Raw genomic sequence first — 23,979 nt, 5'->3', positions numbered from 1 at the left:
CTAAAGTTGGCTTCCTTTAATTTTATTATGGATGTGCACCGCAGAACTATCCGATAAACTGGCCACATAGCAGCACGTATTCAGGATTATTTCATAAAGCGATATACCTGAAGTTCTTCGGTAAAATTCAGGCAACGTACATAAAATCAATTTGTGGTAATTGGAAGCTCTATCGTTTTTTTGCTGTACAAGTGCTTCTATATACACATCCAATATATCCGCAATAATCTGGTAGCCCGCAATTTCCTTTTCCACTACCTCCTGTGATTGGTAGACTTTTTCCACACTGAGGCTAATGATATCCTTTATCTGTGCATCATACTTACTCTTGTCCATCAAGGAAACCTCAAATTCCCCATTCAAAATAGCTTCCTCATTTTCTATAAAGATAGTTACTGCATCCTGTATCAAAGTATTGATGGCCAGTGCTCTCAAATAGCTAAGACGGTCTTCCTTGTAGGCCAAGGCATTATATTTTTTGGTGTTGATGGAGTCCTTGACCAGTTTGATCAAATATTCCAAGGCGTAATCTTCGGAGATGAGTCCGAGGTTGATACCGTCCTCAAAATCGATAATCGTATAACAAATATCATCGGCCGCCTCTACCAAATACGTTAAAGGATGTCTTGCAAAGGAAACAGCTGTTCCTTTTCTGCTCTGTATCAATCCCAATTCTTCCGCTATTTCGGCAAAATCATTTTTTTCAGGTTGAAAAAACCCAAATTTCTTGTCCGCAATGTGTTTGGTGGGCTTTTTTGGTAGAGATTCCTTTGGGTATTTCATGAACGCACCCAAAGTTGCATAACTGAGCCGCAACCCTCCCGGCGTTCCGGCCTTGTCCTGGGTCATTAATTTAAAACCGTTGGCATTTCCTTCAAAATCAATGATATCCTGATATTCCTTTTCAGAAAGTGATGCTTTATAGACTTTTCCTTTTCCTGTCTTAAAATATTCCCCAATGGATTTTTCCCCGCTATGTCCAAAAGGAGGGTTCCCAATATCGTGTGCCAGGGCGGCCGCTGCTACGATAGCCCCAAAATCGTTAAATTGGTACCCATGGACCTCTTTTAGATAAGGATGCTTCTCCAATATTTTCTTTCCCGCCAATCTGCCTAAACTTCTCCCCACCACGGAAACTTCTAAGCTATGCGTGAGTCGGGTATGTATGAAGTCCGTTTTAGAAAGTGGAATTACCTGGGTCTTGTCCTGCAAACTTCTGAACGCCGCAGAAAAAATAATACGATCGTAGTCTACGTCAAAACCTAACCGGGTTTCGTCCTGCTCGTTTCTAAGTCTTTTGTTTTTATCGCCCTTACGTTTTAAAGAAAGTAGTTTTTCCCAGTGCATTTTTCATCAAAATAAACCGCAAGATACAGTTTTTAAACGGCCGAACATCGTGCTACAAAATGTGTGTAATACGATAAACTTAACTTTAAAAACACATACAAATAATCTACAGCTAACTTTAATTTAACCTTGTGTAAGTTTATTTGCAGTGCAAATAAATGCAATCTTAATGAAACACATATTAACAGTTGTTTTTTTACTGTCCGGCCTCATATCGTCTGCTCAAGATTTGGGTGGCGTTAGTGGAAAAGTTCTTGATGCGGAAATGTTCAATGAGCCTTTGTTGATGGCATTTGTTTCCGTAAAAGGAACGGATAAATCCGTACAGACCAACTTCAACGGTAATTTTGAAATAGCGGATATGGCTCCCGGTCAATACACATTGGAGATTGCTTTTTTGGGGTATGAAGCCGTAACATTGCCTATTGAAATAAAGTCGGGGGAATACACCACTATTTTACAGTCTTTACGGGCAAAATCCTTAACGCCCGGAGCAACCACTGCCACAACCGAAAATATTTCTGAAAATGCGGTCGAGGAAACTTTGGCCAGGCGTTTAAAGTAACGCCTTTTCTTCTTTTTATACAGCTCCTATTTCCAAAAAGAAATTAGTACATTGAGCACTTGTTAAAAAGTGTAATGCCTACCTGCTACACTTCATAACCTTATGTTAACATACTTACTAAATTATAATATCATTTTTGTGATTATTTCAAATTGATGGGAGAAAACATTTACCTCTTCATGATTATTGCTTTGGCGGTCTTGGCCATAACCGATTTAGTCGTTGGTGTTAGTAATGATGCCGTTAACTTTTTAAATTCTGCCATAGGTTCCAAAGCTATTTCCTTTAGGACGATTATGATCGTAGCGAGTGTTGGAATTGCTTTTGGCGCTATTTCCTCCAGTGGTATGATGGAGGTAGCACGTAAAGGAATCTTTAATCCTAGCGAATTTGTCTTTGCGGAAATCATGATCATTTTTATGGCGGTCATGATTACGGATATTCTGCTATTGGATTTCTTCAATACCCTTGGAATGCCCACTTCGACCACGGTATCCATCGTTTTTGAATTGTTAGGTGCTGCCGTGGCTATTTCCTTAGTAAAAATATTCAACAGTGACGGTGGTTTCTCTGAATTGCCCAATTATATCAATACCGATAAGGCCACGGAAATAATCTTGGGAATTCTCCTTTCTGTCGTCGTTGCATTCACTATAGGCGCTTTGGTACAATTTGTTTCCAGACTGCTTATTTCTTTTAAGTTCGAAGAAAAACCAAAATGGGTAGGTGCCTTGTTTGGAGGGCTGGCCATTACCGCAATCGTTTATTTCATTGTTGTTAAGGGGTTAAAGGGCACGACCATTTTACCTTCGGATATAAATGAATTTATTGCCACACAGCGTGAACTCTTTGTATTGGGCAACATTGTTTTTTGGTCTCTAGTTTCATGGGTATTTTCTGCGGTGCTAAAATGGAATATTTATACGGTAATTATCGTTTTAGGGACTTTTGCGTTGGCCATGGCCTTTGCGGGCAACGATCTGGTGAATTTTATCGGTGTGCCATTGGCTGCTTTGGAATCTTTTAATAGTTGGCAAGCTTCTGGAATAGACGCTTATGAATTCAACATGAAAGGGCTTTCCGCTGCCGTGCAAACACCAACTTATCTTCTATTGGCCTCCGGAGTAGTTATGGTCATTACTTTATGGTTTTCCTCAAAGGCGAAAAATGTAGTAAAGACCAGTGTTGATCTTTCCAGACAAGATGAGGGCGATGAGCGGTTTCAACCTAACTTTTTATCCAGACAGATCGTAAAATATAGTATCAAAGCCTCTGAAAATCTTTCCGGTGTCATCCCGGTAGGACTTCAGAAGAAAATGGACAAACAATTTGAAAAGCCCTACGTTTATATTCCAAAAAGTAAGGTAAAAGACCTTCCCGCTTTTGATTTGGTAAGGGCATCCGTTAATCTCATGGTAGCCAGTGTCCTTATTTCCTTGGCGACCTCCATGAAATTACCACTATCCACAACCTATGTGACGTTTATGGTAGCCATGGGAACTTCCCTGGCCGATAGGGCCTGGGGCCCGGAAAGTGCCGTTTATAGGGTTGCAGGTGTGTTAAACGTAATTGGAGGATGGTTCTTTACTGCTTTCAGTGCTTTTACCGCGGCGGCCATCATAGCCTATATCATTCACTTGGGAGGTATTATTGCCATTGGAATTTTATTGGTCGTGGCGTTTCTGCTGATCGGGAAAAATTACCTTTCCCATTCCAAAAAAGTGAAAGAAACCAAGCTAGAGGAAAAACTACAGAAAGCGGAAAGTAACACCATCATAGGGCTAATTGAGGAGAGTGCCGCCAATATAGCATTGACCATGAAACGAGGCAATAAAATCTATACACAGAGTATTGATGGTCTTGCAAAACATGATTTGGATACCCTAAAGAAAAGCAAAAAAGGCATTTCCAAATTAGATACGGAAGTTGAAGGTTTACGGGACAATATTTTCTACTTTATAAAAAATCTGGACGAATCCAGTGTTGGGACCAGTAATTTTTACATCACCGCCCTTAGTTACCTGCAGGACATGACGCAGTCTTTAGAGTATATTTCAAAGGCAGGTTATAAACACGTAAACAACAATCATAAAAAGTTACGGTTCAACCAGATTAAGGATTTAAAGGAGACAGATCAATACGTTTCCAAACTACTTGCCGATATTGAAGAAATTTTCAGCACCAAAGAATTTGAAAAATTGACTTCGTTGTTAATGAACAAAGAAGAAATGCTGGCAAAACTAGATCAGAAAATCGCAAAACAAGTGGAACGTACTCGCGCGGATGAATCCAGCCCAAAAAACACCGCACTATACTTTAGCTTATTGCTCGAAACAAAAGATTTACTTTCCGCTACGATGAACCTCATAGAAACCTATGACAAATATGCAAACTCATAGCTTTAGTTTAAGCATACGGATTGTTTTAGTATTTTTTATGGCTTGGTCAGGACTTGCCCAAGAATTGTCAGGTGAGGAACTTTTAGAAAAAGCTATTTCCTATCACGACCCGGAGGGAAACTGGAGAAATTTTAAAGGAACCCTGGCCATAGAAATGACCACTCCCGACAAGGGCAAACGCAGTACCACTCTCTTTTTGAATCTTCCCGGAAATTATTATAAATCGATAGTTTTGAAGGATGACCATACAATTGAATCCGTATTGGATAGAGGCAATTGCACCTTAAAGCTAGACAATAGCGAAGTTATTTCAGATGAATACCGGGAGCAGTTGAACATCACCTGTGAAAGGGCCAAAATGATGAAAGATTACTACACTTATCTTTACGGGCTACCTATGAAACTTAAAGATCCCGGGACCTATATAGACCCCAAGGTAGAAAAAGTACGTTTTAAGGATAAAGAATACCTTCGGCTGAAGGCAACGTATGATCCCGAAGTGGGGAAAGATATTTGGTATTTTTATTTTGATGCAAAAACCTATGCTATGGAAGTATACCAGTTTTATCATGACGAGACTAAAAATGACGGGGAATACATTCTTCTCACGGATATCTTGGAGATAAACGATATCAAAATGCCAAAGGTCAGGGCTTGGTATTATAACAAAGAGGATAAATATCTAGGAACGGATGTGCTCACGAAAGCAGTACCGCTTTAAAGACATATTACTCCCCAACTCTTCAGAATTGCAGTTTATCGATCATTGGGGATAGTTACCCTGTTACAAAGCAACCCTATCGCAAATATGTTAATTTGTGCTTCTATTAAGTAGAAGTATTGGAAACGTATTTGGCCCATAACATCATCCATACACTTGAAACTGATATAGGCAGGTTTGATTATTATCCCAATTTTGTAATTGGGTGTATAAAAGAAGGTGTCCATGTCACTTTCGAAGAGGCCATTATATCCTTACAGACCGCTGCCCAAATATACACTTACGACAAAAGATTTGTGTATATTTCAAACAGGGTTTATTCCTACTCCATTGACCCAATGGGTTATCGCGAAGCATCTAAAATGTTTATTAATCTTGTGGGATTGGCGGTAGTGGCCAAAAGCAAAAAAAGAAGAACGTTGGCGGGTTTGGAACGGATGTTCATGAAACAGCCTATACGGGCTTTCAAAGATTTGGAAAGCGCTTTTCAGTGGACGCAAGAACTTTTGGAGAAAGAAAAAGCAAGTTGATTTTTTTGTTTCATTATCGATAAAAATTCATTTCATCCATATATTTCCAAACAGCCTTGGGCAACATAATACTGATGTTTTTCCCTTTTTTATGTTCGTTACGAATAAAGGTCGATGATATTTCCATAACAGGTGCCGCTACCCGATGTATTTTAGGATGATCTTTAAATTGATGTTCCACATCCCCATCCGAAATTCTAGGATATACAAATAGTTCATAATTTTCCAAAATCACCTCGTAGTTCTTCCATTTGTGAAAACTCTTTAGATTATCCTCTCCCATGATCAAACAAAATTGATGATGATCGGAATACTTTTCAGAAAGATGCACCAAAGTATCTATAGTGTAGTTGGGTTGTGGAAGGTTGAACTCTATGGTGCTGGGTCTTAGCTTTGGGAAATCTTTGGTAGCCTCTAAAACCATCTGATACCTATGGTTGTTGTCCAACAAGGTCTTCTTTGTCTTAAATGGACTTTGCGGTGTCACAACGAACCAAACCTCATCCAAGTCCGAAAACTCTACCATATGGTTTGCTATTATCATATGACCTATATGAATAGGGTTGAACGTTCCAAAATATAGGCCCACTTTTTTCATGCTTCCTATTCCTCCCCAGACTTATCCGCACCAACAAATTCAGCGACCAAATCATGCGCTTCCTGTAACGCAACTTCCAAATCATAATTTTTAATGATTTTGTCAAACTGCGGTGCCGTTGCCAATTCTACCGATGCCTTGGCAACGCGCATATTTATTTTATCATCGCTCTCCGTGCTCCTTTTTTTCAATCTGATCTTAAGTTCGTCCACACTGGGCGGTTTTACAAAAACGGCCAAGGTAAGTTCTGGGAATTTCTTTTTGATACGAAGTCCTCCGACCACATCAATATCAAAAATCACATTTTTACCTTCGGTCCAAAGTCGTTCTACCTCAGACTTTAACGTACCATAAAAATTATCCCGGTATACCTCTTCCCATTCCAGGAAATCATCGTTCTTAATATGTTTTTTAAATTGGGAAACGGACATAAAGTAATAATGTTCCCCATTTTTTTCTTTTCCTCTTCTAGGTCTTGAAGTAGCCGAGACCGAAAAAGCCAAATTTAAATCGGGCTGTTTCAATAGATGCCGCACAATCGTTGTTTTACCACTTCCCGAAGGTGCGGAAAATATAATAAGCTTACCTCCTTTCATTAAAGCACATTCAACATTTGTTCCTTTATTTTCTCTAGCTCATCTTTCATCTGCACTACTAATTGCTGCATTGGGGCATAATTAGCTTTGGAACCAATGGTATTTATTTCCCTACCTATTTCCTGAGAAATAAATCCTAGTTTTTTGCCGTTGCTATCGTCTGATTTTAAGGTTTTTTGAAAGTAGTCCAAATGGTTTGCCAAACGTACCTTTTCCTCTGTTATATCGTACTTTTCCAAATAGTAGATCAGCTCTTGCTCAAACCTGTTCGCATCTATTTCCGCTTTGATATCGTTTACCGCCTTCTCTAAACGTTCCCTAATAGTTCCCGATCTTTCAGGGTCCATTTTCAGGACTTGCTCCAATAATTCCTTTAGGGCATCCACCCGTTCCAAAAAATCCTTTTCTAGTACGGTACCTTCTTCCAACCTAAAGTCATTGATCTCTCGCAAAGCACCTTCCAATGCTTTTTTAATGGCCTCATATTCCTGTTCATCAATATCGTCCTTATCGGTCTTCATTGCGTCCGGAAAACGCAAAGCCATCTCCATCAATCTTAAATCATCACCATCGGCAATGGACCTTAATTGCTTCATATACTGCCGTACCGCCGTTTCATTGACCTCGGTAGTAGTTTCATCGCCGGTAATCTCAACATAAAGATTAAAATCTACTTTCCCTCTTTGCAAGGAGTTCGCGATCACTTTTCGTATTTCAAGCTCTTTTTCACGATAGGAAGAAGGCATGCGAGCGTTCAAGTCTATGCTTTTGCTATTGAGTGATTTGATTTCTACTGTTATTTTTTTTGTTGGAAGTTGAACAACATATTTCCCGAAACCGGTCATGGATTTAATCATGGGCTAAAACTAAATTTTGACAAAGTTAATTTATTTCGGGTACTCGCGTATGGACTATAATTCCCTTACCCAAATATTTCTATAACTCACCCTGCTATTATCGCCATGATCCTGAAGGATAATGGGGCCCTTCCCATGAGCCGGATTCTTTGGCCAGCCAATATATGGGGTGGTCCCTTTTATTTCCACATGGTCCTGGACCAAAACGCCGTTATGCAATACGGTGAGTGTGCCGGATTTTGTTTTCTGGCCCTCGTTATTGAATTCCGGGGCATGATAGATAATATCATAGGTATTCCATTCTCCCGTTGGGACAGATGCCATTGCCAAAGGCGTATGCTGTTTATAGATCGATGCTACCTGACCGTTCACATAAGTGGGATTGTCATTGTTATCCAACACTTGTACTTCATAAAGGCCAGAGATAAACACTCCACTATTGCCCCTGCTTTGATTTTCACCGTTAATCTCTGCTGGGGAACGCCATTCTATATGCAGTTGAATATCCCCAAAATTTCGCTTGGTCTGGATATCACCCGTTTTGTCATTCACGGTCATACTTCCATCGCCATTTAAATGCCATTTGGCCATTGTACTATCTTTTACACTGATCCACTGGTCTAAATCATCACCGTTAAAAAGCACAATGGCGTCACTCGGAATATTGTTGTTGGTCGCAGGTCCTACCACAGGGACTTTTGGCTCATAGAATTCCGTCTGCTCCGGTTTTGTGGGTTCAACACCGGAATATTCTTCATAAACTATAACTACATCTTCTGCCTCTGGTACCTTTTCCGGCATGTTTACCTCACCCTCTTGTTTGCATGATGCAAGTATTATAACTATCAATAATAAGAACGGTTTCATATTTTTCATAATAATACGGTTGGTTAAACTATTAGGAATATTATAATTCTTTTATTTTGATGTTTCTGAAGGATACCCTATTTCCATGGTCCTGCAATCCTATTTTACCGGTATCATATTTTCCAAAATGTTCCCAATCCGCAAATTTGGACTTGGATACCATTTCATCCCATTTCTCATTTCCTACCGGAAAAGTTACAACCTCGGTTCCATTTAGGTTTACACTCCCCTTTTGCTCTTTATGATCAATGGTAATAATACAGGAATTCCATTCTCCAACAGGTTTCGTAGCATCTTTGGATGGTGCTACCATATCGTACAACGCTCCTGCTTGGTGATTAAGTCCCGCTTTGGCATCTGGATGCTTTTCGTTGTCCAGGACCTGGATTTCCGGACCCGTTTGATAGGCTTCGCTAAGTTTTGGATTTTCTTGAACGCCCCAAAAAATACCGCTATTGCCACCTTCCGAAATTTTCCATTCCAGTGATAATATAAAATCCGTGTACTCCTTTTTGGTCACTAAATTATGGGCCTCATATTTTTCAGTTGGATAAAAAACCATGGCACCATTTTCTATTTTCCAGTTTTCACTTACACCATCTGTATTGTATTCTTTCCAAGCATCAAAAGATGAGCCGTCAAAAAGAATCGTCCATTCTTGTTCTGTATCTGTTTTTGGCATTTCAGCTACTGCTGAATCAGCATTTTCTTCAAAGGTTGTCTTTGTCTTTTCCTTACACGAAAAAACTATTAAAACAACCATTGCCAATACTGTCAAATTTTTCATATGTCTTATTCTTTTAATTTCTAAAATAGAGGTGAAAAGTATATTTCGATATTTATACATCAAACCATGTGAAGGAAATTTTAGATGTTAAAGTCCCAATATTTTCTTTAATACATCCTTATCGGTTTCTCCTCCTGCAAAATCATCAAAAGTTTTTTGTGTAGCCTCAATGATATGTTTTTGGATAAAAGGAGCTCCTTCCCTTGCGCCCTGCTCAGGGCTTTTCATGCAGCATTCCCATTCCATTACCGCCCAAACATCACAACCGTACTGTGTAAGTTTTGAGAAAATTCCGCTAAAATCTACTTGACCGTCTCCCAAGGACCTAAATCGGCCCGCTCTATCTATCCAATCCGAATACCCGCCATACACACCTTGTTTTCCGGTAGGATTGAACTCTGCATCCTTTACATGAAAAGCCTTTATGAATTCGTGATAATGGTCAATAAAAGTAAGGTAGTCCAAATGCTGAAGCACATAGTGGCTTGGGTCGTATAACATATTCACCCTTTTGTGATTGTTGGTGGCTTTTAAAAAGCGTTCAAATGAAACACCGTCGTGCAAGTCCTCTCCAGGGTGTATCTCATAACAAACATCTACCCCTTGTTCGTCAAAATGATTCAAAATAGGCATCCATCGTTTAGCCAATTCTTCAAATCCCATCTCGACCAATCCTGCAGGGCGTTGCGGCCAAGGATACATCGTATGCCATAGGAGCGCACCAGAAAATGTAGCGTGTGCATTAATTCCCAATCTTCTACTGGCCGTACCTGCTTTTTTAACCACGTCTACTGCCCATTCCGTCCTCGCTTTTGGATTGTTCTTAACGGTATCCGGTGCAAAACCATCGAACATAATGTCATAAGCTGGATGTACCGCTACCAATTGCCCTTGTAAATGTGTAGAAAGCTCGGTGATTTCCAGACCGTATGAATTTACTTTTCCTTTAAGCTCGTCACAATACGTCTGGCTCTCTGCCGCTTTGTCAACATCTATTAAAAAATGTTCCCATGTAGGAATCTGTATGCCTTTATATCCAAGGTCGGACGCCCATTTGCATAGGCCGTCCAAAGAGTTGAAAGGGGCTGTGCCATCTACAAATTGTGCTAAAAAAACCGCAGGGCCTTTGATTGTTTTCATAGTCTAATGCTCTTGTTTTTGTGAATTGTTCTTTTGTTTGTTATGAGAAGTTTGCGGAATAACGTTATATTTAAAATTGAATTATTTGCAATCTGAATCCCAATATCGATAATTTATAAATATAGGGAATACCTTCAGAAAAAGACAAAAAATTAAAGATGAATCAAAACGAAATGTATGATGCTATTGTCGTGGGCACTGGCATAAGTGGAGGTTGGGCAGCCAAGGAACTATGTGAGAACGGTTTAAAGACCTTGGTCTTGGAACGTGGGCCTATGGTAAAGCACATTCAAGATTACAAAACCATGAACGACGATCCATGGGATTATCCCCTTAAAGGAGAGCTTTCCAAAGTGGACCAAAAAAAATATCATGTACAAGGAAGAGTAAAATGGGCGCCAAAAGAAGATGTGAAACACTTTTTTGTCAACGATTTGGAACACCCTTATGAAGAAATAAAACGTTTTGATTGGATCAGGGGATATCAAGTTGGCGGAAGGTCCCTTACTTGGGGCCGGCAAAGTTATCGTTGGAGCGATTTGGATTTCAATGCGAACAAGAAAGAAAATATAGGGGTAGATTGGCCCTTGCGATACAAAGATATTGCGCCCTGGTATGACAAAATAGAACAATACATAGGTGTTAGTGGCGAGAATTTGGGCCTTCCTCAATTACCGGACGGTAAATTTCAACCGCCTATGGATTTAAACTGTGCAGAAATCGATTTTAAAAATGCCGTTGCCGATAAATTTGATGATGGCCGTCTAGTTACCATAGGAAGAGTAGCGCATATAACCGATAAAAATGCCGAATTTGAAGGAAGAAACCCATGCCAGTATAGAAACAGATGTTGGCGCGGCTGCCCATTTGGCGGATATTTTAGCAGCAATTCATCCACATTACCTGCTGCGGAACGCACCGGAAACATGACGTTAAGGGCCAATTCCATAGTTCATGAAATTATGTATGACGACAAAACGAAAAAAGCCACCGGCGTTCGTGTAATCGATACGGAAACACATGAAAAACTAGAGTTCAAGGCAAAAATTATTTTTCTATGCGCATCGTCCATGGCATCCGTAGGTATTTTATTGCAATCCAAATCTACAAGATTCCCAAATGGCCTTGGCAATGATTCCGGCGCCCTTGGCAGAGGCATTATGGACCATCATTATAAATTGGGGGCCACCGCAAAAATAGAGGGCCATTTAGAAAAGTATTATAAGGGCAGACGACCTAACGGTTTCTACATTCCCAGATTTGTAAACCTGGATGAAAAAACAAAGCGCAAAGGCTATCTAAGAGGATTCGGGTACCAAGGAACGGCAAGTAGGGAAGATTGGTCCGCCTCAGTATCTGAAATGGGCTACGGACAACAATTAAAAGAGGAACTTCTGAAGCCCGGGCAGTGGCAAATAGGCGTAACCGGTTTTGGCGAATTTCTCCCGTACGATGATAACAGGGTAACGCTCAGCACTTCAAAAAAGGACTCATGGGGACTTCCCCAATTGGCTTTTGATGTTGAATTCAAAGAAAACGAATACAAAATGCGAGAAGATATCAAAAAAGAAATCGTTTCTATGTTCAAAGCTTCTGGTTTTAAGGATGTACAGCCTTATGAGGAATCCTCCGGCCCCGGTCTCGGCATTCATGAAATGGGCGGTGCACGAATGGGGCATTCCCCAAAAACCTCTATCGTAAATGAACACAATCAAGTTCATCTTGTGCCGAATGTCTATGTAACAGATGGTGCTTTTATGAGTTCTTCCAGTTGTGTAAACCCCTCTTTGACCTATATGGCATTTACCGCACGGGCTGCCCATCATGCGGCAAAACAGTTTAAAGCCGGTAAATTTGCTTGATATCGAAAAATAAGGAGAAAGTGTCCTCTAAATTATGGTCTTATCAGAATCATTTGCTTTATTGCATTAAAATAAAACAATACGTACATGGATAATGCATCTGCGAGAAATATGTGGGGTGATTATTTGGATGCTCATTTGGAGCATGCTTTTGTAGACACCCCAACAGTAGATCACTTTTGTGACAACCAAAAAGATGCTGATGAATGTGCGAAATTGGTCAAAAACGAAATAAAAAAAGCCACTTCGCATTCCCTTTTGGGACTACAATATAGAAATGAATCCTTACCAAAAATCGGAGATTTTTTAATCGTCACCGATTGGGAAGGAAAAGCGCAATGTGTTGTAAGAACTACCGCAGTAAAGCTCAAACCTTTTTTTAGTATTGATGCCGAATATGCTAAATTAGAAGGCGAAGGCGATAAATCACTTGATCATTGGAAAAAAGTGCATTGGGACTATTACACAAGGGAGCTAGAAGCTTTTGAACGCGTTCCCAGAGAAAGCATGATCATTGTTTGTCAAGAATTTGAAAAGGTTTTTGGGTAATAGCAATAGTAGTATATGCCAAAAAAATACGAGCCTGTCTAAAAACTTAACCCTACTGATTTTCCCAAGGTTTCGGGAGAGGCTTTCATCAAAATAAAAAAAATCTTGAAACCGAGTATCCCAGAGGCAAGCCATAGAGTTACCTGTCTACGGTCGGCAGGTTTCGGCAGTTTCATTTTAGCTTAGGACCGAAAACCGAAATTTTTTATTTTGCGCCACCCGGAATTACAAAAAACCAATTCCTACCTCCCCCAAGGGGAAGTAAATCCGGAAACCCCGAAGCAGAACCATCGGGGCATTATTTAGATTAAATTGATATTCAATACATCTCGACCCAGCTCCATGGGACAGCATGATGAAAGCAAGTTTTTTAGAAAGGCTCCTATTTCATTAGGATATCATATAAAACGAATAATTTCGCTCTGCTTGTTATTAATCTTCCAATGTCACCCATGTATTCCCGTCTTTGTGCGATTTAACGGTAGATTCAATAAAATCCATACCTCTTACACCATCTGTCATCGTTGGGAATTCACCATTGTTATACTGCTCTCCACGAATGGCTCTGGCAGCTCCCAAATAAATATTCGCCATGGAGTCAAAAATGCCCTCTGGATGTCCAGGAGGTAATTTTGTACCGTCCAACGAAAGGTCGGAATTATAGGCATGGCCCGGTTTATAGATTTTAGTCGGTTCCGTATCGCTCATCATGTATAAAAAGTTGGGCCGTTCCTGCTCCCAACGGAAAGCTGCTTTTTCACCATAAATGGTAATTGCCAATCCGTTTTCTTCTCCGGTAGCCACTTGACTACCACGTATCACACCTTTTATGTGGTCTCCCATTCGTATAAGCACGGTTCCGTCCACATCCATCTTATTATCCTCATAGATATAGTTGAAATCACATAAAAGCGATTTCACTTTTAGACCGGTGGTGTACTCCACCATGTTAAAAGCATGCACCCCAATATCTCCCATACAGGAACTGATGCCCGCTTTTTCTGGATCTAATCGCCAAACGGAAGAACGTTTTTCGGCATCATGGATGATCGTATTTATCCATCCTTGATAGTACCTGGCATCTACTTTATGTATTTTGCCCAAAGCACCCTCTTTTATCATCTCCCGCATTTGGCGTACCATAGGGTATCCTGTATACGTATGCGTTAAAGCAAAGACAGTCCCTGCTTTTTTATGCGCTTCCTGTAGAATTTTCGCTTCTTCCAATGAGGTGGTCATCGGTTTTTCGCAGATGACATGAAACCCGTTATCCAAAAGCTTTTTAGCCATTGGGAAATGTAAAAAATTAGGCGTAAGCACGGAACAGACTTCTATACGCTCTTGTTTGGGAAGCTTCATTTCCTCCTCAATAAAAGTGTCAAAATCTTTGTAAACTCTATCCAAAGGAATATCTATTTCCTTGGCAAAATCCACATTTGCTTTAAAATCCGGATTAAAAACCGCACCCGTTATCCTATAGTTATCATTAATATGGCTGGCCACTCTGTGTAAGACTCCGATCAAGGAATCACCTCCACCTCCTAAAATCCCTAATCTTATTTTTTTTGGCATTTTATAAATTTGTTTAAAAGTTCTATTATTTCTTTTTGTTTTTCACTGTGAAACAAAGATTGCTATTTTTTTGAAAAAATGTCTTTCCATTTCATCAAAAATTCCAAGAATTATAGCTGGTTCTTATGCATTAAACACCGGTCATAAATCAATATCGCAAACTAAAAGGTTACCTATCGCTGTACACGGCAAAGTTCCCGTTAACTTTTCAGCTTTTCTCTCATCGCCTGTAAAAAGCATAATCCAATACAATAGGTTCTAAATTGTTCTTTCGAAAATCCAAAGCTATTTGACCTCTATGATTGGTTGAATGGTTTATGATATGGAACAACATATCCCTGAGCGTGTTCGTAAACAACCTGCCCTCTGTATTCTCGTAATCAATACGCTTGTCAAAAGCATCTGCGTTCATTGTAATTTCAAAAGAGCTTCTTTGGTTCTCATAATGTATATCTCCCCACGTAGTGACAGGATGTTTTTGCCAAACTTCAAATTCATATGGTTTTCCAAGAATCCTGGCATTCCAAATATGATGGGCGTTCAAAATATGGCTAAAGAGTTCCTGGGTTATGTCAGGAACAGTTTCCATGGCGATACATGCTTCAATTATCTTTTTATTACAATGAAAATTATAATCAAAAAGCTCGTTAAAAAATACTTTCATAAACCGTAGATAATTTACTCAACGTGTTTGGCCGCGTTTAGCAAGAGCTCTTTTGTTGCCATAATACCAGCTTCCTCACCCATTACATCTCCCTCATATTCCACGCCTATGTAACCGGTGTACCCTGCATCCTTAACTATTTGTAGCATTTTTGTATAATCTATTGCAGTTTCATTTCCTTCTTTATCAAAATCATGACTTTTTGCACTTACCCCCTTTGCATAGGGCATCATTTCAGCAACACCTTTATATATATTGTACTCCTCTATACAATTACCGCCCCAACGTTCCCCGCTATCGCGTTTAACGCAAAAATTACCAAAATCCGGTAAAGTACCACAATTGGGCATATTTATTTCCTTGATAACGGCCACTACTTTTTCTGCATCGGAAGAGAGCCCTCCATGATTTTCGACAATTACATTTATATTTTTCTTTGATGCATAGGCGGCCAGCCTCCCCATGGCATCTACTGAATTTTTATGCCATTCCTCAGGGTTCTTTTCCGCAGCTCCTCCAAATAAATTTACACGTACCGATGTGCAACCCATTGCAGCGGCGGCATCTACCCAAATAGCATGTTTTTCTATAGCGGCGTCTCGCTCTTTTTTATCGTTAACGGATAAATCCCCTGCATGATCTATCATGATGAGTACGTTTTTTAGTCCGTGTTTTTTGGCTTCCGCATTACATTTTTCAACAAACATGGCCATGGCTTCCTCTGAGTAATTGCTTTTTTCCAGTTCTTCCTCATACAATTGGCTTACGTATTCCAAACCTTCAAAACCCCAAGCTTTCGCTTTTTCGGCAAACGAATAGGGGTCCATTCCTTCTTCCCTTATCATTCTGTGGATGGACCACTGCGCCAAGGAAAGTTTAAAAAAGGGTTCTTTTTCTTCGGCTTTGGCTACTTCTTCCATTTCTTTTTCAGCTTCTTTTTTAGTCTCTTTACATGCATTCAATCCCAACACTGCAAATACCATAAAAGCCAGCAGGCCATGCTTTAAAAACCCTGATTTTTTCATATTTTCTGTAATATTTGTAATTAATTTTTAGTGATTGTTGATTTGCTACAACGTTGTAGTACGATTCTCGTAATAAGTATAGAATTTAAATGTAGAAAATTAATTTAATATTTAATAAATTTAGGCACAAACTATTAAAGCACATGGGTAAATTCTATTATAATGAAGAGCAGGAATCGTATGATGCGATTGTCGTAGGAACAGGAATCAGTGGCGGATGGGCTGCAAAGGAATTATGCGAGAATGGGTTGAAGACCCTTGTGTTGGAGCGAGGAAGAATGGTCAAGCACATTGAGGATTACAAAACCGCCAATATGGACCCATGGGATTTTCCAAATGCAGGACAACCCACAAAAGAAGATATTTCCAAACAAGAAAAACAACATAGAACGGGGTACACTACCAATGCGGCAAGTAAAATGTGGTTTGTAAACGACTTGGAGCACCCTTATAACGAAACCAAACGTTTTGATTGGATGAGAGGATATCACGTAGGAGGACGTTCTTTACAATGGGGAAGACATAGTTATCGTTGGAGCGACATCGACTTTACAGCAAATGCTAAAGAAGGAGTTGCCGTAGATTGGCCCGTGCGGTATAAGGATATTGCTCCGTGGTACTCCAAAGTAGAAAACTATATTGGTGTAAGTGGAGAAACTTTAGGATTACCGCAACTCCCGGATAGTGATTTTTTACCAATGATGGAACTTAATTGTGTAGAACAAGAGTTCAGGGAAAAAGTGGCGGAAAATTTTGATGGCCGTGTAGTCACAGCAGGAAGAGTGGCTCATATTACCGGAACCAAAAATTTTGACGGACGTAGTAAATGTCAGTTTAGGAATAGATGCATAAGAGGTTGTCCTTTCGGAGCTTATTTTAGTAGTCTTTCTTCTACGTTGCCTGCAGCAGAAGCTACGGGAAATATGACCCTCAGACCGGATTCCATTGTGCATGAAGTAATGTATGATGCGGATACGAAAAAAGCGACCGGTGTAAAGGTTATTGATAGAGTAACCAAGGAAGAATTTGAATTTAAGGCAAAAGTTATCTTCTTATGTGCTTCCGCCATTGCCTCTACTTCTATATTGATGCAATCCAAATCCGATCGTTTCCCTAATGGTATGGGTAATGATTCCGACCAATTGGGTCGTAACATCATGGATCACCAGTTAAAAGTTGGAGCATCCGGTAAATTTGATGGGTTTGAGGACAAATATTTTAAGGGAAGAAAACCCAATGGCATTTATATTCCCCGTTTTAGAAACCTTGGCGGTTCCAGTGATCGAGATGACTATAAGCGAGGCTTCGGATACCAAGGAGGTGCTTCTAGAGGTAATTGGGAAGAAACCATTGCGGAACTCTCCTATGGAAAAAATCTTAAGGAAGCTGTTTTAAAACCGGGTGGCTGGACCTTCGGAATGATGGGCTTTGGAGAGGTTTTACCACATCAGGACAACCGATTTACACTGGATTATGATAAAAAAGACCAATGGGGGTTACCAACCGTTACTTTTGATGCCGAACTCCAAGAAAATGAACTCCAAATGCGTAAGGATATGCAGGCATCTGCTGTAGATATGTTGGAAAAGGCAGGTTTAAGAGAAGTAAAAGGTTATGACGAACCAAGTGCACTGGGATTAGGAATCCACGAAATGGGTACTGCACGTATGGGAAGAGATAGAAAAACGTCTGTCTTGGATGGCAATAATGCCTTGCACGACGTACAGAATGTCTATGTAACCGATGGTTCCTTCATGACATCGGCAAGTTGTGTAAATCCATCGCTTACCTATATGGCATTTTCAGCCAGAGCTGCAAACCACGCAGCCGAACAACTTAAAAAAGGAAATATATAATGGATAGAAGAAAAGCACTCAAAAATATGGGTATGGCCTTAGGCTATACGGTTGCTACACCTACGTTGGTAAGCATCATGCAAAGTTGCAAGGGCGAACAGGCTATTGAATGGACCCCGGATTTCTTTACCAAGGAAGAAGGAAAAGTTCTTACCACATTAATTGATATTATTTTACCTAAAACAGATACCCCATCAGCTTCTGAAGTACAAGTAGATCTTTTTATAGACCGTTTCGTTAACGAAGTAGTCGAAAAAGAAAATCAGGACTTTATAAAAATGTCCATGGATAAATTTATGGACAAAGCCTTGAAAGATGCTGGAAAAGAAAAAATTGCAGATCTGTCCGCTGAAGACCTAGAGCCAGTTTTGGCCAGTGCATTAAAGGTCACTAAAGAAAAAGAAGTAGCCCATTTTGATATGATCAATAAGTATCATGAAGATGTGGAGCAGGGAAAGGAATCCGTTTTGGATGATGAGGTCTCCCGTTTTGCTTTTGCCAACAACCTCCGTGGTTTGACTATTTGGGGGTATAAAACTTCTGAATATGTCGGTGAAGAAGTATTGGCCTATCTTCCCGTCCCAGGAGAATACAAGGGTTGTGTGGATGTTCAGGAACTCACTGGAGGCAAGGCTTGGTCTTTATAAACATAATCTAAATGGATAAAAAAGGGGCATGTTTTAAACATGCCCCTTTTTTATTTAACAAATCTATAAAACACTTTATCCGAAATCGTTATTTCTCTAAAAGAATAAATTTATAGCATGCCACTTGCGTTCAGCAATAAGCAAAATCAATAAAAAGTAGTGTATTTTGTGCATTTCATCGAAAAAATCAAACATTTCGATGAACTACGTTATAAAAATGTAAGTTTTTTATTACTTTTTCGTTACTTTAATATATGTTTCCCTACATCTATTTACTTATCGGCTATGTGGCCCTGTTTTGTATATCCAAAATAGGATTCCATTACTATCAATCAAAAAAGATTACTCTTTCAAAATCGGTTAAAAAACCGGCGATTTCTTCCTTGATTCGAAAGGAAAAGCCATATTTTTTAAACTTTAACAATTTTTTTAATGATTTAATAAAATTTCCGTAATCCTTTTTACGTTATATCGACGTATATGGTATTACATCCCCCAAAAAGATACAATTATGGATAATTATACAATAATATTGATGATATATGCAGCAGCCTTGCTTTTTACTGGTATGCTAAAACCGTATATCAAGAAAAAATAAGACTTTCCCTAATTTAAATAATTAGAAGAAACAAAAAAGACGTGTCCTATAGGACGCGTCTTTTTTGTTTTGGATTGTTCCCTTAACGTGTTAAGAACCACACATGAGACAATCGTCATCAGCTTGCCCTTCTTTTGCTCTAGCAATCATCTCTTTCATCTCTGCTGGCGTCATAGGCTGTATGTCCGTTTCCGTTTGTGCTGTGACTTGAGTAGCCGCCACTTGCATTCCCGGAGCAGCTTCCACAGCAGGCGTGGTTGCCGCTGCTTCAGCTTCTGCAGCAACACTTACTGGAGCCGCTTTCTTTTTACTATTGTCCAACGTGAACTTAATGGCATCCACGGCAGCTTTGGTTCTTAGGTAATACATTCCCGTTTTAAGACCGCTCTTCCATGCATAAAAGTGCATTGAAGTAAGTTTGGAGTAGTTCGCATTTTCCATGAACAAGTTCAGGGATTGACTTTGGTCAATAAAGTACCCCCTATGTCTGGACATATCAATGATATCCTTCATGCTCAACTCCCAAACCGTTTTATATAATTCTCGAATATCCTGTGGAATGGTTTCTATATGTTGAATGGAACCGTTGGCTCTCATCAACTCCTGCTTCATGTTTTCGTTCCAAAGACCTAGTTCCACCAAGTCTTCCAACAAGTGTTTGTTCACTACGATAAACTCCCCAGAAAGTACCCTTCTCGTATAAATGTTCGAAGTGTACGGTTCAAAACATTCATTATTTCCAAGTATTTGTGAAGTGGACGCCGTTGGCATGGGTGCCACCAACAATGAATTGCGCACACCGTTCTTCTTGACACTCTTTCTTAGTTTGGCCCAATCCCAACGGCCTGAAAGTTCATCATCCTTGATTCCCCAGAGATTGTGTTGAAAATCACCATTATCCATTGGAGAACCTTTATAGGAAGAATAGGCACCTTCTTCTTTGGCCATTTCCATTGATGCTGTTACGGCAGCAAAATAAAGTGTCTCAAAAATTTCTTGATTTAGTTTTTTAGCTTCATCACTTGTAAAGGGCAAACGCAGCATGATAAAAGCATCGGCTAATCCTTGTACACCTAGACCAATAGGTCTATGACGCATATTGGAATTTTCCGCTTCTTTTACCGGATAATAATTTCTATCGATCACCTTGTTCAGGTTCTTGGTCACACGCTTGGTCACCTTGAATAGTTCCTTATGATCAAAAGCACCATTCTTAACGAACATTGGCAATGCAATCGAAGCCAAATTACAAACGGCAACCTCATCTGGAGAAGTGTACTCCATAATCTCCGTACATAAGTTGGATGAACGTATGGTACCTAAATTTTTCTGGTTGCTCTTACGGTTTGCCGCATCCTTATACAACATATAAGGTGTTCCTGTTTCAATTTGGGATTCCAATATTTTTTCCCAAAGTTCGCGTGCTTTTACTGTCTTACGACCTTTTCCGGCCGCTTCGTAACCTGTGTATAGTTTTTCAAACTCTTCACTGTGGCATTCAAAAAGACCTGGGCACTCGTTAGGGCACATCAAGGTCCAATCCTCATTGGCCTCCACCCTTTTCATGAACAGATCTGAAATCCACATTGCATAGAACAAATCTCGCGCACGCATTTCTTCCTTCCCATGGTTCTTTTTCAAATCCAAAAATTCATAAATATCGGCATGCCATGGTTCCATATAAATGGCAAAACTCCCTTTACGTTTTCCGCCACCCTGATCTACATATCTAGCAGTATCATTAAATACCTGTAACATAGGCACAATACCGTTAGACGTGCCATTTGTTCCGGCAATGTAAGAACCGGTAGCCCTAACATTGTGAATAGACAACCCAATACCGCCTGCCGATTGGGATATTTTGGCAGTCTGTTTCAAGGTATCATAAATACCGTCTATGCTGTCATCCTTCATGGCCAAAAGGAAACAAGAGGACATTTGTGGTTTTGGTGTACCGGAATTGAAAAGTGTTGGTGTGGCGTGCGTAAAATATTTTTTGGACATGAGCTCATAGGTCTCAATGGCCGCATCCAAATCGTTTAAATGAATACCGATAGATACACGCATCAACATATGCTGGGGACGTTCGGCAATTTTTCCGTTAAGCTTTAACAAATAAGAGCGCTCCAATGTTTTAAAACCGAAATAATCGTAGCCAAAATCACGGTTATAAATTATGGTAGAATCTAATTTTTCCGAGTTTTCGGAAATCACTTTATATACTTCATCCGATAAAAGTGGTGCTTTTTTCCCCGTTCTAGGGTTGATATACTCATACAAATCCGTCATCGTTTCCGAGAAAGACTTCTTGGTATTCTTATGTAAGTTAGAAACAGAGATACGGGCCGCCAATTTTGCATAATCCGGATGTGTAGTGGTCATCGTAGCCGCAATTTCTGCTGCTAGATTATCCAATTCCGATGTTGTTACACCATCATAAAGCCCTTCTATGACACGCATAGCAACTTTTAATGGATCTACCAATCCGTTCAGTCCGTAACATAATTTACGTACTCTGGCCGTAATCTTATCAAACATGATAAGTTCTTTTCTTCCGTCTCTTTTTACTACATACATGTGGCTACTGTTGATTTAATTGTTAATACTATGGGCTATAAAGACCTTCAAGGTTCTCCAACCTTGATGGCTTGTTTTAGTTGATTATTTTTCATTCAGGGGCAAGTAACGGTCACAGACTCCGGTCAAAAGCTTGTGGCCAAATGCTATCTAAAAATCTGCATCAAAGCTGATTTTCTGGGCGTCCTCGTCTTTATCTTTGTTCAAAACACCAGCTTTCTGGTATTCAGATACTCTTTTTTCAAAGAAATTGGTTTTTCCTTGTAGCGAGATCATATCCATGAAATCAAAAGGATTGGTAGCGTTGTACACTTTATCACATTCCAATTCTACCAATAATCTATCCGTTACGAATTCCAAATATTGGGTCATCAATTTAGAGTTCATCCCGATTAGACTTGCAGGAAGTGACTCGGTAATAAATTCACGCTCAATGTTCAGCGCATCCGTCAAGATTTGTGTAATACGTTCTTTTGGCACTTTATTGATCAAGTGCTTGTTATGCAAATGAACCGCGTAATCGCAGTGCATTCCTTCATCCCTAGAAATCAATTCATTGGAGAATGTTAATCCCGGCATGAGTCCTCTTTTCTTTAACCAAAATATGGAACAGAAAGCACCGGAAAAGAAAATACCTTCTACAGCCGCAAATGCAATCAAACGCTCGGCGAAACTTGGGGATTCGATCCAGTTCAATGCCCAGTCCGCTTTCTTTTTGATAGCAGGGAAATTCTCTATCGCTTTAAAAAGAATATTCTTTTCTTTTTCGTCTTTTACATAGGTATCTATCAAAAGAGAATAGGTTTCCGAGTGAATATTCTCCATCATAATCTGGAAGCCATAAAAGAATTTTGCTTCCGCATATTGAACCTCGCTCACAAAGTTTTCGGCCAAATTTTCATTTACAATACCGTCCGAAGCAGCAAAGAAAGCTAAAATATGTTTGATAAAATAACGTTCATCATCGTTCAGTTTATTGTTCCAGTCCGTTAAGTCTTCATGGAGGTCAATTTCTTCGGCAGTCCAAAAACATGCTTCACATTTCTTATACCATTCCCAAAGGTCATCATGTTTTATGGGGAAAATTACAAATCGGTCGTCATTTGCTTCCAAAATAGGCTCTACGGCTGTGGACATAATATATATTTTAAATAAATGTTAGTGTAAAGAGGCTGAATATTACCCTCTTATAGGGACTAACAAAGATTGGAAAATGTGAGCGATCTATAAAGCTTGTTTTAGCTTTTAAGCTACAAAGTTTTTAACACAACATGTTGAAATCTAGGCTCGCAAGTGATGTTTATTGCCTTAAGAAGAAAAGATACTTTACAATAAATTCACAGAAGGAATGAACAGAAAAAAATAAACCAAAAAGTATGTTATTAATATACCTTTTGGTTTGTTTAGGTAAAATCCAGAGTATCAAAATGTACGGCCTTCCAACGCTTCATATTATGAAAATGCCCACCAAAATCCAAATCTAGGTAGTTCCCCCGAAACCTATCATTAGACCTATAACCCAAAGGTTACTATGTTTGGCGCTCAAAACATTGGGCGGATAAAATATCTTTACAAATAGCTATCCTGAGCCGTACCTCTTTTTGATATTAATTACTTATACTGTTTTTTGTGTCGAAAGCCCCTTTTATTTCAAAAGTAGCCCCCTGTTCGTTTACGAATGTTATTTCCAAAACACCTTTTAAAGTATTGTTTCTTCTTGATTGAATCTTTATAGTACCCCCCTTTGCGAAAAAGGGTTTTTCCCCAAGCGATGCAATATTAGCCACTCCAAAGACATTATCAAAATTATTTAAGAAGCCTTCAATTTTCTCAACATCATACGTACCATCAGCAATACCCTCTACATTATCATTTTTTGTTATCGTAAGGTTTATCTCATACTCCGTATCCTCTTCGGCAGTATCAACAAAATTAATTGATAAAGTGCTAACAAAATCCTCTTTTATAGAAGAAAGCACATTGAAAGCAAAACTAACGTTGGCCATAAGTTCTTGATTCAAAGCACCCTTGGTTGTCAAAAGACTTTCGCTGTTGGGTAAGACCTTGGTTTCCAAATGCTCTTTACTTCCACCGGAAATCAGTAAAAGCGGAACAAAACCAAGAATTAGAATTTTAGGGATTTTAAATAGGAAGGGTGACATTTTTAAAGGGGCTTATGTTATTCTAGGTTAGTCAAAGCAGTTGTATTCTTTATGTTCTCA

General features: G+C 39.4%; 21 protein-coding genes. 8 read left to right on the top strand and 13 right to left on the bottom strand.

Features of this window, described 5'->3' with window-relative positions; translation table 11 throughout:
- Complete coding sequence (gene dgt, locus ACKWBX_RS01405) at nucleotides 1–1,347, bottom strand: dGTP triphosphohydrolase (RefSeq protein WP_413966853.1); 1,347 nt, start codon at nucleotides 1,345–1,347, stop codon at nucleotides 1–3.
- A 169-nt stretch (nucleotides 1,348–1,516) separates the two neighbouring features.
- On the opposite strand from dgt, the gene ACKWBX_RS01400 reads away from it, so the two are divergent.
- From ACKWBX_RS01400 to ACKWBX_RS01385, 4 genes are all read left to right on the top strand, one after another.
- Nucleotides 1,517–1,912 (top strand): carboxypeptidase-like regulatory domain-containing protein, encoded by a 396-nt coding sequence (locus tag ACKWBX_RS01400; RefSeq protein WP_413966852.1) that lies wholly within the window; start codon nucleotides 1,517–1,519, stop codon nucleotides 1,910–1,912.
- A 155-nt stretch (nucleotides 1,913–2,067) separates the two neighbouring features.
- On the top strand, nucleotides 2,068–4,311 hold the full coding sequence (locus ACKWBX_RS01395) for an inorganic phosphate transporter (RefSeq protein ID WP_413966851.1): 2,244 nt from the start codon (nucleotides 2,068–2,070) through the stop codon (nucleotides 4,309–4,311).
- Nucleotides 4,298–5,032, top strand: coding sequence for a DUF6503 family protein (locus tag ACKWBX_RS01390; protein WP_413966850.1), 735 nt, complete (start codon nucleotides 4,298–4,300; stop codon nucleotides 5,030–5,032). Before ACKWBX_RS01395 ends, ACKWBX_RS01390 begins: the two co-directional genes overlap by 14 nt.
- Nucleotides 5,033–5,151: 119 nt before the next feature.
- Nucleotides 5,152–5,562: a hypothetical protein gene (locus ACKWBX_RS01385; RefSeq protein WP_413966849.1), complete on the top strand. Its 411-nt coding sequence runs from the start codon at nucleotides 5,152–5,154 to the stop codon at nucleotides 5,560–5,562.
- Nucleotides 5,563–5,575: 13 nt separating this feature from the next.
- Here the strand turns inward: ACKWBX_RS01385 and nadD are convergent, their stop codons facing one another.
- The 6 genes from nadD to ACKWBX_RS01355 all read right to left on the bottom strand — a co-directional run bounded on the left by nadD (nucleotide 5,576) and on the right by ACKWBX_RS01355 (nucleotide 10,407).
- Nucleotides 5,576–6,160 (bottom strand): nicotinate (nicotinamide) nucleotide adenylyltransferase, encoded by a 585-nt coding sequence (gene nadD, locus ACKWBX_RS01380; RefSeq protein WP_413966848.1) that lies wholly within the window; start codon nucleotides 6,158–6,160, stop codon nucleotides 5,576–5,578.
- A gap of 5 nt (nucleotides 6,161–6,165) precedes the next feature.
- Nucleotides 6,166–6,756, bottom strand: coding sequence for a guanylate kinase (gene gmk / locus ACKWBX_RS01375; protein ID WP_413966847.1), 591 nt, complete (start codon nucleotides 6,754–6,756; stop codon nucleotides 6,166–6,168).
- Complete coding sequence (locus ACKWBX_RS01370; RefSeq protein WP_413966846.1) at nucleotides 6,756–7,613, bottom strand: YicC/YloC family endoribonuclease; 858 nt, start codon at nucleotides 7,611–7,613, stop codon at nucleotides 6,756–6,758. Before ACKWBX_RS01370 ends, gmk begins: the two co-directional genes overlap by 1 nt.
- A gap of 54 nt (nucleotides 7,614–7,667) precedes the next feature.
- Nucleotides 7,668–8,480, bottom strand: coding sequence for a 3-keto-disaccharide hydrolase (locus ACKWBX_RS01365; RefSeq protein WP_413967972.1), 813 nt, complete (start codon nucleotides 8,478–8,480; stop codon nucleotides 7,668–7,670).
- Between the two features lie 40 nt (nucleotides 8,481–8,520).
- The gene (locus ACKWBX_RS01360; RefSeq protein WP_413966845.1) at nucleotides 8,521–9,267 is read right to left on the bottom strand and encodes a 3-keto-disaccharide hydrolase; all 747 of its coding nucleotides are present in this window, start codon (nucleotides 9,265–9,267) and stop codon (nucleotides 8,521–8,523) included.
- 87 nt (nucleotides 9,268–9,354) lie between these two features.
- Complete coding sequence (locus ACKWBX_RS01355; protein ID WP_413966844.1) at nucleotides 9,355–10,407, bottom strand: sugar phosphate isomerase/epimerase family protein; 1,053 nt, start codon at nucleotides 10,405–10,407, stop codon at nucleotides 9,355–9,357.
- Between the two features lie 158 nt (nucleotides 10,408–10,565).
- Between ACKWBX_RS01355 and ACKWBX_RS01350 the strand changes: the two genes are divergently transcribed.
- A complete protein-coding gene (locus tag ACKWBX_RS01350; protein WP_413966843.1) occupies nucleotides 10,566–12,269 on the top strand; it encodes a GMC oxidoreductase in 1,704 nt (567 codons plus the stop codon).
- Between the two features lie 87 nt (nucleotides 12,270–12,356).
- A complete protein-coding gene (locus tag ACKWBX_RS01345) occupies nucleotides 12,357–12,818 on the top strand; it encodes an ASCH domain-containing protein (protein ID WP_413966842.1) in 462 nt (153 codons plus the stop codon).
- 432 nt (nucleotides 12,819–13,250) lie between these two features.
- Here ACKWBX_RS01345 and ACKWBX_RS01340 read toward each other — a convergent pair whose 3' ends face one another.
- From ACKWBX_RS01340 to ACKWBX_RS01330, 3 genes are all read right to left on the bottom strand, one after another.
- Nucleotides 13,251–14,390, bottom strand: a complete 1,140-nt coding sequence (locus ACKWBX_RS01340; protein ID WP_413966841.1) for a Gfo/Idh/MocA family protein — start codon at nucleotides 14,388–14,390, stop codon at nucleotides 13,251–13,253.
- Between the two features lie 220 nt (nucleotides 14,391–14,610).
- Nucleotides 14,611–15,054: a DinB family protein gene (locus ACKWBX_RS01335; RefSeq protein WP_413966840.1), complete on the bottom strand. Its 444-nt coding sequence runs from the start codon at nucleotides 15,052–15,054 to the stop codon at nucleotides 14,611–14,613.
- Nucleotides 15,055–15,068: 14 nt separating this feature from the next.
- Entirely contained in the window at nucleotides 15,069–16,079 is a 1,011-nt protein-coding gene (locus ACKWBX_RS01330) for a sugar phosphate isomerase/epimerase family protein (protein WP_413966839.1), read from the bottom strand.
- Nucleotides 16,080–16,222: 143 nt separating this feature from the next.
- Here ACKWBX_RS01330 and ACKWBX_RS01325 point away from each other — a divergent pair, with 143 nt between their 5' ends.
- Nucleotides 16,223–17,935 carry a GMC oxidoreductase gene (locus ACKWBX_RS01325; protein WP_413966838.1) on the top strand — a complete coding sequence of 571 codons (1,713 nt, stop codon included), beginning with the start codon at nucleotides 16,223–16,225 and terminating at the stop codon, nucleotides 17,933–17,935.
- A complete protein-coding gene (locus ACKWBX_RS01320; RefSeq protein WP_413966837.1) occupies nucleotides 17,935–18,582 on the top strand; it encodes a gluconate 2-dehydrogenase subunit 3 family protein in 648 nt (215 codons plus the stop codon). The genes ACKWBX_RS01325 and ACKWBX_RS01320 overlap by 1 nt, the downstream gene beginning before the upstream one ends.
- Before the next feature lie 688 nt (nucleotides 18,583–19,270).
- Here the strand turns inward: ACKWBX_RS01320 and ACKWBX_RS01315 are convergent.
- The 3 genes from ACKWBX_RS01315 to ACKWBX_RS01305 form a co-directional block, all read right to left on the bottom strand.
- Nucleotides 19,271–21,757: a ribonucleoside-diphosphate reductase subunit alpha gene (locus ACKWBX_RS01315; protein WP_413966836.1), complete on the bottom strand. Its 2,487-nt coding sequence runs from the start codon at nucleotides 21,755–21,757 to the stop codon at nucleotides 19,271–19,273.
- Between the two features lie 150 nt (nucleotides 21,758–21,907).
- Nucleotides 21,908–22,894, bottom strand: coding sequence for a ribonucleotide-diphosphate reductase subunit beta (locus ACKWBX_RS01310; RefSeq protein ID WP_413966835.1), 987 nt, complete (start codon nucleotides 22,892–22,894; stop codon nucleotides 21,908–21,910).
- A 470-nt stretch (nucleotides 22,895–23,364) separates the two neighbouring features.
- A complete protein-coding gene (locus ACKWBX_RS01305; protein WP_413966834.1) occupies nucleotides 23,365–23,919 on the bottom strand; it encodes a hypothetical protein in 555 nt (184 codons plus the stop codon).
- Between the last annotated feature and the right edge of the window lie 60 nt (nucleotides 23,920–23,979).

Source organism: Maribacter algae (assembly GCF_047345745.1).
GTDB lineage: Bacteria > Bacteroidota > Bacteroidia > Flavobacteriales > Flavobacteriaceae > Maribacter.
Note: the sequence above shows the minus strand (reverse complement) of the source record. Positions and strands in the feature narration are given on the sequence as shown.

Excerpts from the sequence above, each read along its gene's own strand:
- dgt (WP_413966853.1), bottom strand. The coding sequence starts at position 1,347 with ATGCACTGGGAAAAACTACTTTCTTTAAAACGTAAGGGCGATAAAAAC.
- ACKWBX_RS01400 (WP_413966852.1), top strand. The coding sequence starts at position 1,517 with ATGAAACACATATTAACAGTTGTTTTTTTACTGTCCGGCCTCATATCG.
- ACKWBX_RS01395 (WP_413966851.1), top strand. The coding sequence starts at position 2,068 with ATGGGAGAAAACATTTACCTCTTCATGATTATTGCTTTGGCGGTCTTG.
- ACKWBX_RS01390 (WP_413966850.1), top strand. The coding sequence starts at position 4,298 with ATGCAAACTCATAGCTTTAGTTTAAGCATACGGATTGTTTTAGTATTT.
- nadD (WP_413966848.1), bottom strand. The coding sequence starts at position 6,160 with ATGAAAAAAGTGGGCCTATATTTTGGAACGTTCAACCCTATTCATATA.
- gmk (WP_413966847.1), bottom strand. The coding sequence starts at position 6,756 with ATGAAAGGAGGTAAGCTTATTATATTTTCCGCACCTTCGGGAAGTGGT.
- ACKWBX_RS01370 (WP_413966846.1), bottom strand. The coding sequence starts at position 7,613 with ATGATTAAATCCATGACCGGTTTCGGGAAATATGTTGTTCAACTTCCA.
- ACKWBX_RS01365 (WP_413967972.1), bottom strand. The coding sequence starts at position 8,480 with ATGAAACCGTTCTTATTATTGATAGTTATAATACTTGCATCATGCAAA.
- ACKWBX_RS01360 (WP_413966845.1), bottom strand. The coding sequence starts at position 9,267 with ATGAAAAATTTGACAGTATTGGCAATGGTTGTTTTAATAGTTTTTTCG.
- ACKWBX_RS01355 (WP_413966844.1), bottom strand. The coding sequence starts at position 10,407 with ATGAAAACAATCAAAGGCCCTGCGGTTTTTTTAGCACAATTTGTAGAT.
- ACKWBX_RS01350 (WP_413966843.1), top strand. The coding sequence starts at position 10,566 with ATGAATCAAAACGAAATGTATGATGCTATTGTCGTGGGCACTGGCATA.
- ACKWBX_RS01345 (WP_413966842.1), top strand. The coding sequence starts at position 12,357 with ATGGATAATGCATCTGCGAGAAATATGTGGGGTGATTATTTGGATGCT.
- ACKWBX_RS01340 (WP_413966841.1), bottom strand. The coding sequence starts at position 14,390 with ATGCCAAAAAAAATAAGATTAGGGATTTTAGGAGGTGGAGGTGATTCC.
- ACKWBX_RS01335 (WP_413966840.1), bottom strand. The coding sequence starts at position 15,054 with ATGAAAGTATTTTTTAACGAGCTTTTTGATTATAATTTTCATTGTAAT.
- ACKWBX_RS01330 (WP_413966839.1), bottom strand. The coding sequence starts at position 16,079 with ATGAAAAAATCAGGGTTTTTAAAGCATGGCCTGCTGGCTTTTATGGTA.
- ACKWBX_RS01325 (WP_413966838.1), top strand. The coding sequence starts at position 16,223 with ATGGGTAAATTCTATTATAATGAAGAGCAGGAATCGTATGATGCGATT.
- ACKWBX_RS01320 (WP_413966837.1), top strand. The coding sequence starts at position 17,935 with ATGGATAGAAGAAAAGCACTCAAAAATATGGGTATGGCCTTAGGCTAT.
- ACKWBX_RS01315 (WP_413966836.1), bottom strand. The coding sequence starts at position 21,757 with ATGTATGTAGTAAAAAGAGACGGAAGAAAAGAACTTATCATGTTTGAT.
- ACKWBX_RS01310 (WP_413966835.1), bottom strand. The coding sequence starts at position 22,894 with ATGTCCACAGCCGTAGAGCCTATTTTGGAAGCAAATGACGACCGATTT.
- ACKWBX_RS01305 (WP_413966834.1), bottom strand. The coding sequence starts at position 23,919 with ATGTCACCCTTCCTATTTAAAATCCCTAAAATTCTAATTCTTGGTTTT.